This window comes from Dyella monticola, assembly GCF_003363155.1.
GTDB lineage: Bacteria > Pseudomonadota > Gammaproteobacteria > Xanthomonadales > Rhodanobacteraceae > Dyella_B > Dyella_B monticola.
In genome coordinates, this window is sequence record NZ_QRBE01000015.1 from 93,000 (window position 1) to 107,795 (window position 14,796).

12 protein-coding genes are annotated in these 14,796 nt (G+C 60.1%); 6 read left to right on the forward strand and 6 right to left on the reverse strand.

What is annotated here, in order from left to right; translation table 11 throughout:
* From DWU98_RS19065 to DWU98_RS19075, 3 genes are all read right to left on the reverse strand, one after another.
* Positions 1 to 2,442, reverse strand: coding sequence for an ADOP family duplicated permease (locus DWU98_RS19065; protein WP_115497169.1), 2,442 nt, complete (start codon positions 2,440 to 2,442; stop codon positions 1 to 3).
* Positions 2,439 to 3,203, reverse strand: a complete 765-nt coding sequence (locus tag DWU98_RS19070) for an ABC transporter ATP-binding protein (protein ID WP_115497170.1) — start codon at positions 3,201 to 3,203, stop codon at positions 2,439 to 2,441. The genes DWU98_RS19065 and DWU98_RS19070 overlap by 4 nt, the downstream gene beginning before the upstream one ends.
* A gap of 69 nt (positions 3,204 to 3,272) precedes the next feature.
* Positions 3,273 to 4,526 (reverse strand): efflux RND transporter periplasmic adaptor subunit, encoded by a 1,254-nt coding sequence (locus tag DWU98_RS19075; protein WP_115497171.1) that lies wholly within the window; start codon positions 4,524 to 4,526, stop codon positions 3,273 to 3,275.
* A gap of 396 nt (positions 4,527 to 4,922) precedes the next feature.
* Between DWU98_RS19075 and DWU98_RS19080 the strand changes: the two genes are divergently transcribed.
* Together DWU98_RS19080 and DWU98_RS19085 are read left to right on the forward strand one after the other, a co-directional pair.
* Complete coding sequence (locus DWU98_RS19080; protein WP_230474948.1) at positions 4,923 to 6,416, forward strand: DUF7125 family protein; 1,494 nt, start codon at positions 4,923 to 4,925, stop codon at positions 6,414 to 6,416.
* The gene (locus DWU98_RS19085; RefSeq protein WP_115497172.1) at positions 6,409 to 8,466 is read left to right on the forward strand and encodes a PAS domain-containing sensor histidine kinase; all 2,058 of its coding nucleotides are present in this window, start codon (positions 6,409 to 6,411) and stop codon (positions 8,464 to 8,466) included. Before DWU98_RS19080 ends, DWU98_RS19085 begins: the two co-directional genes overlap by 8 nt.
* 454 nt (positions 8,467 to 8,920) lie before the next feature.
* Here DWU98_RS19085 and DWU98_RS19095 read toward each other — a convergent pair whose 3' ends face one another.
* Complete coding sequence (locus tag DWU98_RS19095) at positions 8,921 to 9,589, reverse strand: NAD-dependent epimerase/dehydratase family protein (protein ID WP_115497174.1); 669 nt, start codon at positions 9,587 to 9,589, stop codon at positions 8,921 to 8,923.
* Positions 9,590 to 9,968: 379 nt separating this feature from the next.
* On the opposite strand from DWU98_RS19095, the gene DWU98_RS19100 reads away from it, so the two are divergent.
* On the forward strand, positions 9,969 to 11,270 hold the full coding sequence (locus DWU98_RS19100; RefSeq protein ID WP_115497175.1) for a glucoamylase family protein: 1,302 nt from the start codon (positions 9,969 to 9,971) through the stop codon (positions 11,268 to 11,270).
* 81 nt (positions 11,271 to 11,351) lie between these two features.
* On the opposite strand, the gene DWU98_RS19105 is transcribed toward DWU98_RS19100, so the two are convergent.
* Positions 11,352 to 12,101 carry an SDR family oxidoreductase gene (locus DWU98_RS19105; RefSeq protein ID WP_115497176.1) on the reverse strand — a complete coding sequence of 250 codons (750 nt, stop codon included), beginning with the start codon at positions 12,099 to 12,101 and terminating at the stop codon, positions 11,352 to 11,354.
* A gap of 100 nt (positions 12,102 to 12,201) precedes the next feature.
* Here DWU98_RS19105 and DWU98_RS19110 point away from each other — a divergent pair, with 100 nt between their 5' ends.
* The 3 genes from DWU98_RS19110 (at position 12,202) to DWU98_RS19120 (ending at position 13,834) form a co-directional block, all read left to right on the forward strand.
* A complete protein-coding gene (locus tag DWU98_RS19110; protein ID WP_115497177.1) occupies positions 12,202 to 13,098 on the forward strand; it encodes an AraC family transcriptional regulator in 897 nt (298 codons plus the stop codon).
* A 78-nt stretch (positions 13,099 to 13,176) separates the two neighbouring features.
* Positions 13,177 to 13,485, forward strand: coding sequence for a DUF3761 domain-containing protein (locus DWU98_RS22505; protein WP_115497178.1), 309 nt, complete (start codon positions 13,177 to 13,179; stop codon positions 13,483 to 13,485).
* 52 nt (positions 13,486 to 13,537) lie between these two features.
* Positions 13,538 to 13,834: a hypothetical protein gene (locus tag DWU98_RS19120; protein WP_115497179.1), complete on the forward strand. Its 297-nt coding sequence runs from the start codon at positions 13,538 to 13,540 to the stop codon at positions 13,832 to 13,834.
* Positions 13,835 to 13,953: 119 nt separating this feature from the next.
* Here the strand turns inward: DWU98_RS19120 and DWU98_RS22020 are convergent.
* A partial coding sequence (locus DWU98_RS22020; protein WP_230474945.1) for a hypothetical protein occupies positions 13,954 to 14,796 on the reverse strand: 843 nt, incomplete at its 5' end.

A 14,796-nucleotide genomic window follows, 5' to 3' on the forward strand; every position in this document is an offset into this window, starting at 1 on the left:
TCACTCTCCCCTTAGTGCACGCATCGGCGCAACACGTGCCGCGCGCAAGGCTGGCAACAGGCAAGCCAGCAAGCCGGCGAGGGCGAGCACCACGCAAACACCTAGCATCGCCACCGGGTCAAACGCATTGCTGCGTCCAAGCAGTGTCATCAGCAACACCGCCATGGCGTGCGAGGCAGCAAGCGCGACGACTGCGCCGATCGCCAGGCCCATCAGGATCTGCATCAAGCCTCCACGCAGCACCAGGCTCAACAGTCGTTGCGGTGCTGCACCCAACGCCATGCGCACGCCAAATTCGCGCTCGCGCGCGGTAACCGCCACCGCTACTACCGCATACAAGCCCGTCGCTGCCAGCAGCAATGCGAGTGCAGCGAACAGACCGATCAACCACAAACTAAGCCGCGCATTCTGCGTGGTCGCATGCACGATGCTGTGCATCGAACGCAGGTGTGCGATGGGTTGCTCTGGCGCAACTTCCGCCAACGCCTCGCGCACACCGGCCTGCCAGTCCATCGGGTTGCCATGGCCGCGCAAGGCGAAGCGCAGTGGTTCCAGACTGCGGAAGATCGCCATGTTCTGCGCAGACACCTGTATCAGCGGCACGTACACCACTGGCTGCGCCGGTTGCAGCGCACCGCGCTGCATGGTGTTGCCCACCACGCCGACGATGCGCGCTGGCCATACCGCGTCCCCGTTCCCTTCCACGTTTATGATCGTGCCGATGGCATGCCCCCGGTAATACGCATCCGCCAGATCCTGGCTAACGATAGCCACCCGTTCGCTGCCTGCCGTATCGTCATGCGTGAAGTCGCGTCCTTCGCGCAGCCGAATATCAAACAGCGCGAAAAAGCCTGGACTTATGCCGTGATATTGCGCCACGAACTCCTTACCATCCACCGTGCGCATGCCGTCCTGGAACTGGCCATACATGTCATCGCTCTCGGGCAGATTGGTGGTCACGGCGACGTCCGTGACGCCCGGTATCACCTGCAGCCGCTGCACCAGCCGTTGCGACAGATTTCCTATCGCGGCCACGTCCGGATAGTTGGCCTGCACCGGTTTCAACTCGAACGTGAGCACATTGTCGTCGGCGAAGCCCAATCGCAATTGGGACGCATCGTAGAGCGCATGCATGAACACCCCGGCGCCACTGAGCAGGATCGCCGCCAACGCGACCTGCGCCACGACCAGCACGCGCCCAAGCCGACCGCTGCGTACACCGATACCGCTGCGGCCACCTTCGCGCAATTCCTCCACCGTAGCCGCGCTGCGGCTGCGCCACAACGCCAAGCCTGCCGCCAGCACGGCGCCCAGCAAGCCTACGGCCAACGCCAGCGCCCATGCCGCGACACTGATGCGCAATTGTCCGCCCCATAACCATTCGGCAGGAATAAAACGTTGCAGCAAGAGCAGGCCCGCGGTTGCCAACATCATGCCAAGCAACGCGCCTACGGAGCCCACCAGCAAGCCTTCGCCCAATGCCGGCAGCATCAAGCGCGGCAACGATGCACCGAGCGCGCTACGCACCGCGGCGTCGTGGTTGCGCGACAGCGCGCGCAGCAACATCAGATTGGTGAGGTTGACCAGTGCGATCAAAAGCACCAGCAATGCGCTTGCCAAGAACAGCAGCAGCATCGGCCGCGCATCTTGTTGTACGGCCGAGGCAAAACCCTCGGCTCCGAAGCGCGGCTTCTTCCAGTTGCCACCCATCGCCATGTCACGGTACATCGCGCGCTCGCGCGCATCGACCTGCGCGGATACCGCCGCCATCTCGGTGCCGGGCGCCAGTCGCGCGACGGCTACGGTGCCGTTATGGCTGTAGTCGCGACTTGCCTGTGGCAGCGCCATGGGCAACATGACGTCACCTGATCCAAGCACCGTATTGAAACCCGCCGGCAGCACGCCAACGATGATGCGCGGCACGCCTTCCACGCGAAGGCTACGGCCGATCACATGCGTGTCGCCGGCATATTTGCGCTGCCAGAAACCGTGCCCAAGGATGACTGCGGGTGCTCCATTCGGGCGGTCTTCCTGCGCATCGAAATTACGGCCCAACACTGGCTGCAGTGCCAGCGTGTGTAGCATGTCGCGGTCCATGTAGATCACCGGCACCTGTTCCGGCACGCCCGCGCCCGCAACGTTCACCGTCGAGCGGGGGCGAAACAAGGCCACCGACGTCACGCCATCGAGCTTGTCCAGGTACTGATATTCGTGCGGTGAGATGCCGCCGGGATGGCCGCTGTCCTGCAAGGCGCCCAGTATGGCCAACCGCTCCGGGTGCGGCACCGGCAACGGTCGCCACAAGGTGTTCTGGATCAAGGTGGCCACTGCCACACTGGCACCAATACCCAAGGCCAGCACACCACTTGCCAGTAGCAAAAATCCGGGCCGGCGCAGGCTGGCGCGCCACGCCAGCCAGATCTCGGCGAACCACACGTTCATGCGCCGGCCTCGATATGCTGGCCGATCAGTGCGTCCAGACGGGAGTCGTCTTCACGACGCAGGCGGTCGAAGGTTTCCTCGTCCACCACGCGGCCGTCGAACAGGCGTACCTTGCGCTGCGCGAGTTCGGCGTAGCGCGCATCGTGGGTGACCATGCAGAGGGTGGACCCGCTCTTGTGCAGCTCGTCGAGTAGAGTCATCACCGCCTCGCCGTTGCGCGAGTCGAGATTGCCGGTGGGCTCGTCAGCGAGCAGGATCGCCGGTCTTCCCACCAATGCACGCGCCACCGCCACGCGCTGCTGCTGGCCGCCGGAAAGCTGTGCTGGATAGTGGCGCATGCGATGCGCCATGCCCACGCGCTCCAACGCCTCCTGCACGCGCGCACGGCGCTCGGACGTGTCGATGCCGCCGCGATAGGTGAGCGGCAGTTCCACGTTCTCGTGCACGGTAAGGTCACCGATCAAGTTGAACGCCTGGAAGATGAAACCGATCTCCGCATTGCGGATACGCGCGCGCTGGGCGGCGTTCAGTCCGGCGACATCGTGGCCGTTCAGCACATAACGGCCGCCGCTTGCCGTGTCGAGCAGGCCAAGGATCGACAGCAAGGTGGTCTTGCCGCAGCCCGATGGGCCGGAGATGGAAACATATTCGCCACGTGCGATGGTGAGGTGCACGTCGCTGAGCGCGTGCGTTTCTACCTCATCGGCCTGAAACACTTTGCGCAGGCCGTCGAGGGTGATGACGTTGGCTGGATGGGTCATGGGCGGATCCATTCTTGAGGCGTGTGTGGTTTCCCTTCTCCTGACGAGGGAAGGGGTTAACGTCGTTGCTTACTTCACGTTGATGCGATCATATTTATCCCACTGGCTGGCATCGGAAAGGATCACCCGATCGCCAGCATTGAGGCCACGCAGTACTTGCACGCGATCCACCGAGACCACGCCGACACGCACCGGCACTCGCGTGGCGATGTCGTCATGCGGGTCGAGGCGGAACAGGCTGAGATCGGCATCGGCTTGCGCCAGCGCGGGACGGCCGACCGAAAGGACATCGTGCAAGTGTGCGATCAGGATGCGGCCATCCACGGAGAGGTCGGGTCGCGCGCCGGGCGGCAGCGTGCCGGTCAGCGCCACGTCGACCTGCACGCTGCCGTTGCGCACGGCCGGATCGATGCGCTCCACCTTGCCGTCGGCCAAGCCGTTGTGGGTGTCCACGCTCACCGGCATGCCCAGCGCCACGTCCTTGGCCTGCACTTCCGGCACCTGCAGGCGCGCGATCAACACGTCAGGTTTGGCGACGCGCGCGAGATTGGTGCCTGCCGCAACGTGTGCGCCTTCCTGCACTGCCACTTCCTGCAAGACGCCAGCGATGTCGGCTTTCACCTGCAATGCATCGGCCTGACGCTGGCGCAATTGCAGATTGCTCTGCTGCTGCACCAGCGCGGCCTGCACTGCATCGAGCTGCGCGTTCATGCTGGCGACGAAAGCGGCCACGCGCTGTTGCTCGATCTGCACGTGCTCGTTCAATTGCTTCAGCGCAATCTGGCCCTGTTCGTACTGCACGCGCGGGATCACCTGCACCTTGATCGCGATGGCGTCGGCGTCGGCCTTGACCTTGGCCGAAGCGTAATCGGCCTGCGCTTGCGCAAGCGCGGAACGCTGATCCAGCAATTGCGATTGAAGCTCCGCCCGCTTGGCGGCCACCTCGGCCTGCGCCGCTGCCACCTGCGCTTGCGCGTTACGCAGTGCATCCTCGGTCTGCGGATCGGAAAGCTGCATCAGCACCGTATCCGGCTGCACCGATGCGCCTGGCCATACCCGAATTTTTTCGACCTGCGCCGGCGTGGAAGCGGCCAACCACCGGATCTCACGTGGCACCAAGGTGCCGGTGGCGCGCACGTCGCGCAGCATGTCACCTTGCTGGACCGTGTCGATCCACAAGTTGCTGCGATCGGCCACGGGCAGCGCCGGGCCCAGCCGCCAGACCAGGATGGCCAGCGCAACCACCGCCAGTACGCCGCCGCCTAGCGTGAATCGCAAGCGACGACGTCTGCGGATGCCATAGATCGGGTTTGCAATATCCATGTGCCATGCATGGCAAGCGGCGTGCCAGTTTCGTCCAAAAGAAAAACCTTTATGGATCAACGCACGCCGACGGCAGCACGCAACCGGTGCAACACCTTGCTGTCCGCATTCGGATGGCGATGTCCGCAATTGGACGCGGTACCGCGCCGGCGCGAATCCATCTCTAGATGCGCAGTCCAAGCGATGCCCATGGCGATGTGTGCGAGTGCTTTCGCCGGTGTACGCCGCCTGCCCTGTTCGCTGCATTCACCCCCGATCGGGCGTGCTTTGGAATGCAACTACGCGGGAAAACTATCCCTCAACGCGGATTTACAAAAATTTTACAAATTATCTACGCGCTCAAACGCCTTGGTAACAACCATTAATGCTACTGCCGCCAGCCAAGTGGTTCACCTCATGCGCCCTTCCGTTCGTTGCAGCACCGGCAACTCTGGTCTGGACACCATTCTGGATGGAGGCCTTCCATCAGGCCATCTCTATCTTCTGGAAGGTCAGCCTGGATCGGGAAAAACCACGTTGGCGCTGCAATTTCTCTTGGATGGTGTACGCAAAGGCGAGCGCTGCCTCTACATCACGATGTCCGAGACCGCCGAGGAGCTTGCCGAGGTTGCAGCCTCTCATCACTGGGATATCAAAGGTATCGATCTGTTCGAGCTCTCCTCTGTCGAGAGTTTGCTGGGCGGCGAGCGCAACCAGTCCGTTCTTCACTCGTGGGAAGTCGAGCTGGGAGAAACCATCAGCCTGATCAGGCAAGAAATCGAACGCGTCGATCCTGCGCGTGTCGTTTTCGACAGCCTCTCCGAATTGCGGCTACTGGCCCAGGACCCGTTGCGCTATCGACGGCAGGTGCTGGCATTGAAGCAGTTCTTCGTGCCTCGCAATGCGACCGTAGTGCTGATCGATGACCTCAGCAGCGAACGCTCCGATCGCGACACGCATCTGCACAGCCTTAGCCACGGCGTCATTTCCGTTGAGCGCTTCACCCTGGAATATGGCCCAGCCCGCCGCCGCCTGCAGGTGCAGAAATTGCGGGGGGCCACGTTCATTGGCGGCTACCACGATCTCAACATTCGAACCGGGTGCATTGAAGTGTATCCACGGCTTGTCGCCTCCACGCATCAGACCAGCCTTTCGGATGAACTGCTGCCCAGTGCGATCGATCAGCTCGATGCGCTCGTGGGCGGAGGACTTCTGCGTGGCACCAGCACACTTCTCACCGGTCCTGCGGGAACCGGCAAAACGACGCTTGCGCTTCAATACGTGGATGCTGCATGCCGGCGCGGCGAGCAATGCTGCCTTTATGAATTCGACGAGCGTATCGGCACACTGCTCAGGCGCGCGCAAAGCATGGGCATGCAGCTTGTCGAACACATCGAATCGGGTTTGCTTGAAATCACGCAAGTAGACCCGGCCGAGATGTCTCCGGGTGAGTTTGCCTGGGGTGTTTTCAAGGCGGTTCAAGACAAAGCATGCAAGCTGGTGGTGATCGACAGCCTCAACGGCTACCTCACCGCCATGCCGGAGGAAAAGCATCTGCTGCTGCAAATGCACGAGCTGCTGGCGTATCTCAATCAATCGGGCGTCACCACGTTCTTGATCAACCCGCTATTGGGGTTGGTCAACACGTTGGATGTTGGCCAGCTCAACGTATCCTACATCGCCGACACGGTCGTGCTCTTTCGCTACTTCGAGGCGGAGGGCCGCATTCGAAAAGCCCTTTCCGTGATCAAAAATCGCGGCGGCAAGCATGAGGAGACCATACGCGAGGTTCGTATCGACAGCCGTGGATTGCGTGTGGGCGAACCATTGACCAACTTCCGCGGCGTGCTGACCGGCACGCCTGAGTTTGTCGGCAACGCCACGCCCTTGCTGGAAGGCCGAAATGCATAAGCAAGCCATCCGCGGTTACCAGGTCTTGATCGTCGCGCCCTGGCAGCGCGATGCACAGAGTCTGGCCCGAGTGTTGACCCAGGATGGCTATCAGGTGTTCATCTACCCCGATGTAGCAACGCTAAGCGAGCACATCCACGAAGAAACAGGCGTGGTCGTCCTGACCCATGAGGCGCTCGAATACGGAATGGATGCGCTGCAACGCTCCCTGCGGCAGCAGCCGACCTGGTCGGACATTCCGTTCATCGTATTGCAATCAAGGCAAAGCCGTGGCGTCACTCATACGGTTCCACTGCCCAGCGAGGTCATCAACCACATCGAGCTCGAACGCCCGATTGGCTCGACGTCACTTCTCAGCGCCGTCGCCACTGCCATGCGCGCCCGACAAAAGCAATTTGAAATCCGCGACCGGATCAATGAACTGGCAGCCAGCCGAAAGGCGCTTGCAGAAAGCGAGGCGGAACTGCGATTGATCACCGACGCCTTACCCGGACTCATCGCTTTTCTCGACCGAGATCTGCGCTATCGCTTCGTCAACCAGTCTTATCAGAAATGGTTCGGCCTGTCGCCAACATCCATGCTGGGAAAAACGGTGGAAGAAGTCTTTGGCAAGGAACATTCGCAGGCCTGCGTGAAGACCATGGAACTTGCAATGTCAGGTAAACCCATGCAACTGGAAGTGGCATGGCAGCATCGCAGTGAGGGTCGGCGCTACGTTGAAATCCGTTTCATCCCCCGCTTTGCGAACGATCGACACGTGGATGGCATCCATTTGTTCGCAACCGACATCACCGAGCGCAAGGCATCTTTGGAGTCCGCGCAGCAGGCCGCAGCGACGTTGGAGCGCAAGGTCGCAGAGCGCACCGCCGCCCTCCACGCGGAAATGGTGGCCAGATCCGAGAGCGAAACGGCGCTGCGGCAGGCGCAAAAAATGGAAGCGGTCGGCCAGCTTACCGGCGGCATTGCGCATGACTTCAACAATATGCTCACCAGCATCATCGGGGCGCTCGATATTGTCGGCACGCGTCTTCAGGATGGGCCCACCGACCGTCTGGAGCGGATCATCCGGGCCGCGTTGGATTCTGCAAATCGCGCGGCCGCCCTCACGCAACGTCTGCTCGCTTTTTCCAGGCGCCAATCGCTGGATCCCAAGCCTGTGAAAATCAATGCGCTGATCCAGTCAATGCAAATGCTCTTGAGTCAAACCCTGGGCGAGCGCATTCACATTGTAGTCGACCTGGCCACGTCGCTAAGCGATGCCATGGTCGATATCAACCAACTTGAAAGTGCCATTCTCAATTTATGCATCAACGCAAGGGATGCCATGCCCGACGGCGGCCAGCTGCGGATTGCCACACGCGCCGCGCCGTCAATCCCGTTGACGAGTGCGGACACGGTGATCAACCCCTTGGGTTACGTGGTGGTTGAAGTGGCCGATACCGGTGTAGGGATGGATCCAAGTGTCAAAGAGCGCGTTTTTGAGCCCTTTTTCACCACCAAGCCGCTTGGCCAGGGAACCGGTTTGGGACTGTCGATGATCTATGGCTTCATGCAGCAGTCAAAAGGCTACATCGACATCCAGTCGACCCCGCAGAAGGGCACGACGATCGCGCTCTATCTCCCCGCCGTCACCGCCAATGGCATTGCCACCGATGCCACCGTCGACGCCGACATTCCCAAAGGAGAAGGCCAGCAAGTGCTCGTTGTGGAAGATGACGATCAGGTTCGATTTCTTGTCAGTTTTCTGCTCGAAGAGTTGGGCTACGCAGTGATCGCAGCAAGGGATGCCACGACAGCCATGCCCCATTTATCGCCGTCGGAACATATCGATCTGCTTATTTCGGACGTGGGCCTACCCGGCATGAACGGACGTCAGCTCGCGGAACTGGTGCGCGAGCGCCACCCTTCCATCCCGGTGCTGTTCATGACCGGCTACGCCGAAAACGCGGCGGTGCAATCAGAGTTTTTGGGCAAGAACATGGCGATCATCACCAAGCCATTCGCGATGGATGATTTCGGCCGGGCCGTGCAGCGTGCGCTCGCGAACTAATGTCGAGGGAGAAAAACGCAGAACTTCCGCACATTCAAAATCGTGTCGAAATCGACGCTGATCTTCCACACATGTGTTCCCAACAGACCAGCCACCGCCGTAAGGCCAATGGAGACGCCGAGAAAGCCAAGTCGTCGCAGCAGCGCTACAGTGCGGGCTTTACGTGTCGCAGCGACCTCCAATGGATTGTCGTTAGCGCCTGCCAAACTCGTCCGATTTTGCATTGGACCCTTTCAACGAAAGGCGGATGCTGTAATCAGATTTCCGAATATCTATTCGGACAACCGTCAAAGACGCGGTATCGGACATGCGCGACTACGGCGCTTGGCCGGCCCATTATTGGAGGACTGATGCTCGTGGCGAAGAATTGGCTTATCCAGTGGTGCTCGAACGAGCGCTGGAAAAAGTTCAGCCCCGGATCGGGGGCAAATATACGCGTTGCGAACAAATGACGCTAATGTGCACGTGATCGCAGCCTCATCGCGGCATTCTCCAAGATCGTCGTGCCATCCTGACCATGGAGAAACTCACCGACAAACGCTCGACCGATATCGTCCTGATCAATCGTCCCCCATGAGCCCGGCACGAAACGTCCCAGCAACGCAAGAAATCCAGGGGTATGCGCATTGCCCGCAATGATGCCGGGACGAAAAATAGCCAGGCGCTTGAATCCAAGGCTCCGCACGGCATCCTCCTTTTCACCCATGATGCGGGCGTAACGGATCCGGCTCTTAGCGCTGCTGCCGGCTGCCGAAAGTAGTCCGAATGTTCCGACTCCCGCTGCCAGGCAGCCACGCGCAAACGCGCCGACTACGCCAATCTCCAGCTTCTTGATGTCCTCTTCGCCCCATTGCCGGCTCCCTTTGCCGATGCCGATACATGATGCGGCGAATAACGGTTCGCCATGTCCGCTGCATGTCCGGGCAAGTTTCGCGATTTCGTCGGCAAAATGCGCATCGCCGGTATCCATCACCACCTGGCGCAATCGCGCATCGGCCGGTAGAGAAATGGCCCGGCGATTGACCATGACTATCTCCGTGCAAGCGTCAGTGGCGCGCAATGCCCGCACCAGCGCCGACCCCACTTGCCCGGTACCTCCAGCCACCAAGACGCGAAAATTCATGCGATGCCTCGTGTTCGTTGGAGATCATGCCTTTCAGGACAACGTGCGCATCCTGGAATGTATGTGGAATGTCCGTATAAGGACTCCCTCGCCCTGACAAGCATCACCGGTTCAGGCGTCCGTGTCGACTGTGTACGTAGATCAACATCTCATAGCCACTCCGCCAGTCGACCATCTTTGGGGTTTGCGCACTGTTGGGGAGGTCGAGGGTGTATTCGACCCCGTCACTTGGCGGCGCTCAGGAAAATGGTATAAGCGCCCTGTTTTTGCATTTGTCCGTGGGTGCCACTTCCAGATTTTCATGCTTGATTTTTCGGAGTAACCGACGCCTCGCGCGGATTCCTGCAGTCACATTCATTTTTCTGCTCACAGGCCCGTCATGCCAAGCGCGTCATCCGAAAATTCGCTGCATCTTCATATTCAACGTACCGCCTATGCGTACTTCGAATGTGAGACGAATCACGACAACGGCCTGGTGCTCGACAAAGACGCTCCCCACTGGCCCGCAAGCATCGCCGCGACAGGTCTGGCGCTGACCTGCTATCCGGTAGCCGTCGAACGTTCTTTTCTCACCAGGAACGAGGCGCTCAAGCGCACGCTGGCCACGCTGCGGTTCTTCGCGTCCAGCGAGCAAACCGAACATAAGGACGCCACGGGATATCGCGGCTTTTACTATCATTTTCTCGACGGAAAAACCGGTAAGCGTGCATGGCTGTGTGAACTGTCGAGCGTGGATACCGCCTTTCTGATTGCGGGCGCCCTGATCGCCGCAGCCTATTTTCAAGGTGACGGTGCCCAAGAGCGCGAAGTGCGCGAATTGGCCGATCTGCTCTATCGTCGCGTGGAGTGGAACTGGCTGTTGGACGACTCCGGCCATATCCGCCACGGCTGGAAAACGGAAAGCGGAGTGCTGCCATTCCACTGGGAAGGCTACGACGAATCGCTATTGCTGCACGTATTGGCGCTCGGCTCGCCGACCCATGCGGTGCCGCCGGAAACGTATCAGGCATGGTCGTCGAGCTTCAGCTGGAAGAAGTGCTACGACATCGAATATCTCTACTCCGCGCCGCTCTTCACGCATCAACTTTCGCATGTGTGGCTCGATCTGCGCGATATTCGCGACGATTTCATGCGTAAGCGAAACAGCGACTACTTCGAAAACAGCCGTCGGGCCACGCGCATCCAGCGCGAATATGCCATCGACAATCCGCTGGGCTTCAAGGACTACGGTGAGCATACGTGGGGTATCACGGCCAGCGATGGCCCTGGCCCGAAAACGCTGACTATCGACGGTATCGAACGGCAATTTTTCGACTACGTGGGGCGCGGCGCACCTTACGGCGTCGACGATGGCACCTTGGCGCCCTGGGCCGTCGCCGCATCATTGCCCTTTGCGCCAGATATCGTGGAGCCGGCCATCCATCACTACGTGCACGCGTTGCAGCTGCATGACGTGCACAAGTACGGCTTCCGTGCGACCTTCAACCCGACCTTTGGCGGCGAGCCGAATTGTCCGTACGGCTGGAAGTCAAAGTGGCACTTCGGGCTCAATTGCGGACCGATCGTGGCGATGATCGAGAACCACCGCACCGGCATGGTGTGGGAGCTGATGCGCAGTGTGCCGACCATCGCGAACGGGCTGCGCAAAGCTGGATTTACCGGTGGGTGGCTCGCTCGCTGATGTCGAACTTCGTACGTTACGTTGGTCGGGCCCCATGCATTTGGGGCTGACGCATTACCCTCATTGCCTTCCGACGACACACTAGCCGGCTTCCGCCATCCACTGTTCCGCGTCGGCTCCCGCAGCAATGCGCATCGGCGTCGTGGGATCGGTGGCTGCGCGCCATATCGCTTCGGCTACGTCCGGCGCGTGAGTGATCGGGCCGGATGTGTCTTGGAATCTGGCAAGCACACGCTCGAAGAGCGTCGCGTACGCGGGATGATCCATACCAAGCAAGTGCTCGCGCGCGTTGGCACTGAAGCGCGTCTCAGGCGAGCGCCCCGGAAGGACCAGCCGCACGCGTATTCCGAAAGGCTCCACCTCCACCGCCAACGACTCGGTGATGGCATTCACCGCCGCCTTGCTTGCCCGATAAACACCCACCAGCGGCAACGGTTTGAGTGTGGCCGTTGAGGTTACGTTGATCACCACACCTGCACCGCGCTCCCGTAATTGGGGCAACACCGCCTGGGTCATCGCCAACGTGCCAAAGGTGTTGGTCTCAAATAAAGCGCGCGCCGTCGCCAGCGGCGTCAATTCGACAGGTATGGGCGCGCCGAAGCCCGCATTGTTCACCAGCACGTCAATCGGCCCCACGTCGGACATGGCTTGGGCGATGCTGTCTGGATCGGTGATGTCCAGTTCGATCACGCGCAGACGTTCGGATGCCGGGAACACATCCGGTTGAGGCTTGCGCATGGTGGCCACGACGGTCCAGCCGCGATCGAGGAACAGTCGCGCGGTCTCAAGGCCAAAGCCGGACGAACAGCCGGTAATAAGTACGGTGGGCATCCTGGGTTCCATCTGGAGCGAGGGGAGATACCCAGAATAGGCGCCGGCATCAGGACGTGCTACAACTAAAAGTCCTCCATTCTTTGGCAATCGTCCTGCCATGATCGACCCGCTGGCCGAAGTGGTGCTGCTGCTGCAACCGATCGCGCGCTTCTCGAAACTGGTCGAGGGCGCGGGTCACTGGCGCATTCGTCGCCCCGCCATCGGCGAGCCGTTCTATTGCGCCGTACTGGAAGGCCAATGCCGGATGAGCGTGGATGCACACCCTGCCATGACGCTGCAGGCTGGCGATTTCGTTCTGGTGCCGGCGATGCACACGTTGGTGAATGAAAGCCTTCAGCCGCCCGATGGGGACGAGGCGGGCCTGCCCGTTGAGATAAGCGATGGTCATTACCGTGTCGGCAAACGAGACGGCGCCGCCGATCTTCGCATGCGCATAGGACATTGCAGTTTTGGTTCACCCGATGCAGCGCTGCTCGTGCAATTGCTTCCGCAGGTGATTCATGTCCGCGGCGAGCAGCGTCTGGCAACGTTGGTGCAATTGGTCGGCGAGGAAACACGCGCGGCACGCTTTGCACGCGAGCTGGTTCTAGAGCGCCTGCTCGAAGTTCTATTGATCGAGGCACTTCGCTGCAGCCATGGCACGACGACGACACCCGGCCTCGCTCGCGGCCTGGCCGATGAGCGGTTGGCCTGCGCATTGCGTGCATTCCATGCACGCCCCGAGCATCCATGGACCATTGCAGGGCTCGCCCGTGAGGCCGCACTTTCGCGCTCCGCGTTTTTCGCTCGCTTCAACCGAACGGTGGGCGTGTCGCCGATGGAATACGTGCTGGCTTGGCGCATGGCGCTCGCCAAACGCTTGTTGCGCGACAGGGACCTGGAAATCACGGCGATTGCCGAACGTGTCGGCTACAGCTCAGCCAGCACGTTCAGTGTCGCCTTTACCCGACAGGTCGGCACCTCGCCAGCCCGATATGGGCGTGGTTACGAATGATGTAGCCAGAACAGGAAAAATCACCCCTGGCAGAGCACTTGCATAGTTGTCCCTGATAAAGGACGCACTGGGGGACATATGCCGATACGGATTTGCCTGTTTTTAGCGCTTGCGTTTGGACTTAGCACCCCGGCTTCAGCACAAGAGGCGCAAGCTACCCCGCCCCCGCCGCCGACGCAGCGCGTCACAAATGGCTCAACGCAGCTCATAGAGCCGGGCAACTACGTCAATCGAGATGGCCTCCTCGTGCACCGTCCTGCGCATACCGTTTCCGGCACCGCACCATCCGGTGCCTCAGCTCAATGCCGAGATGGCAGCTATAGCTTCAGCCTTCACCACCGCGGTACCTGCTCGCGCCATGGAGGGGTATTGCGATGGCTTAACTAAGCACGTCCATGTTCTTGTCTGTAAGTAACCCATGGCCCACAAAGGATGAATCATGAAGTTTGTCGATGCTCTGATTGGCGCAATTCATAAATCTGGCTGGATCGCAGAATCAGTAAGTGAAAGCCCTCGAGACATGGACGTTAAAGTCCGCGACTACAACAACAGGGGTCACGGTGGCCAGATACGCGTTCCATTGGATTTAGTGAAGGAAAGTTGGAACAAGTGGCCGGAGGGAAATCAGTCTCTTGGTAAAGAAAAACTGGAAACATCAATCCCGGGTGTACTTCAGCAGTTCGCCCAGATGCCTCACACGGTGAGGGTTCTCGATCCTAGTTGCTGGACGCCATAAACCGCATCTGACAGAGGCGTTATTGGCAGTTTTCGAAGGGCCCAATCCACCGGGCCTTTCTTTTACAGCGTGATGCGATATCACATTTGCACATGTTTCGTGCGCAAAATGCAGCCGCCTCAATGGCCCTTAGGTTCGCCGCTCGCCGAGCCGTTGGACGCCGGCGCACTGGCTGAGGTGCCCGTGGGGGCCGCTGCGCCGGCAACTGTTGAATGCTTATGCTTTTTTTTGCGGTTGGCTGACGCCTGTTTCTTCGCCGCTCTTTCGTTTTGCCGGTTGACCTTCGCGGCTTGTTTGGCGGCTGGCGACTCCTTTGGCGGCCGCACTTGTGATTTCTTGCGCGTGGCGGACGTTTTTGCCTTGTCGGCTTTCGCCTTTTGCTTGTTGGCACTCGCGGCCTGCTTGGCGGCCTTTTTCGCTTCCTTGGTGGAATGTTCCTTGGCCTTTGCGGCTTGTTTGGCCTGCTTGCTGGCAGCTTTCGCTTTAGCTTTGGCAGCGGCCTTGGCGGCGGCATTTGCTGCAGGGGCTGGTGCCGCGGCAGAAGCTGGGGCGCGCTGAGATTGCTGCGCCACTACCGAAGCGGAAAGAGTCACTCCCGCGAGGAGCACAGAGGCGATTGCAAGTTTACGAATCATAATTTTGGTAAGTCTCAAGTTAGCCGACATAAGCTGCAATACGTTCCGAAAGGTTGTCAGGGAGACCGCTATTCGCCAGGACGGCACCCGTGAACCGGGGATCATCGGTGACCTCGCGTTGCGCAAAGTGCGGAGCTGGAAACGCCGATAGTTGTTCAAGGGATTCGAATTCGGCGTCCGCCATAATAAGTCCGCAAAGTTCGCCTTGAAATTCGTCGATCGCCATTGTGAAGAGCTGGCCCCAGTGGTTTGAACAGCGAAGCCCGGTTGGATAAGTGGATTGCCTGCGTGGTTTAAGCGGCTTTGGGCAAAGCCGTTATCGGGAAG

Coding starts and splice junctions, on each gene's coding strand:
- DWU98_RS19065 (WP_115497169.1), bottom strand. CDS start 2,442: ATGAACGTGTGGTTCGCCGAGATCTGGCTGGCGTGGCGCGCCAGCCTG.
- DWU98_RS19070 (WP_115497170.1), bottom strand. CDS start 3,203: ATGACCCATCCAGCCAACGTCATCACCCTCGACGGCCTGCGCAAAGTG.
- DWU98_RS19075 (WP_115497171.1), bottom strand. CDS start 4,526: ATGGATATTGCAAACCCGATCTATGGCATCCGCAGACGTCGTCGCTTG.
- DWU98_RS19080 (WP_230474948.1), top strand. CDS start 4,923: ATGCGCCCTTCCGTTCGTTGCAGCACCGGCAACTCTGGTCTGGACACC.
- DWU98_RS19085 (WP_115497172.1), top strand. CDS start 6,409: ATGCATAAGCAAGCCATCCGCGGTTACCAGGTCTTGATCGTCGCGCCC.
- DWU98_RS19095 (WP_115497174.1), bottom strand. CDS start 9,589: ATGAATTTTCGCGTCTTGGTGGCTGGAGGTACCGGGCAAGTGGGGTCG.
- DWU98_RS19100 (WP_115497175.1), top strand. CDS start 9,969: ATGCCAAGCGCGTCATCCGAAAATTCGCTGCATCTTCATATTCAACGT.
- DWU98_RS19105 (WP_115497176.1), bottom strand. CDS start 12,101: ATGCCCACCGTACTTATTACCGGCTGTTCGTCCGGCTTTGGCCTTGAG.
- DWU98_RS19110 (WP_115497177.1), top strand. CDS start 12,202: ATGATCGACCCGCTGGCCGAAGTGGTGCTGCTGCTGCAACCGATCGCG.
- DWU98_RS22505 (WP_115497178.1), top strand. CDS start 13,177: ATGCCGATACGGATTTGCCTGTTTTTAGCGCTTGCGTTTGGACTTAGC.
- DWU98_RS19120 (WP_115497179.1), top strand. CDS start 13,538: ATGAAGTTTGTCGATGCTCTGATTGGCGCAATTCATAAATCTGGCTGG.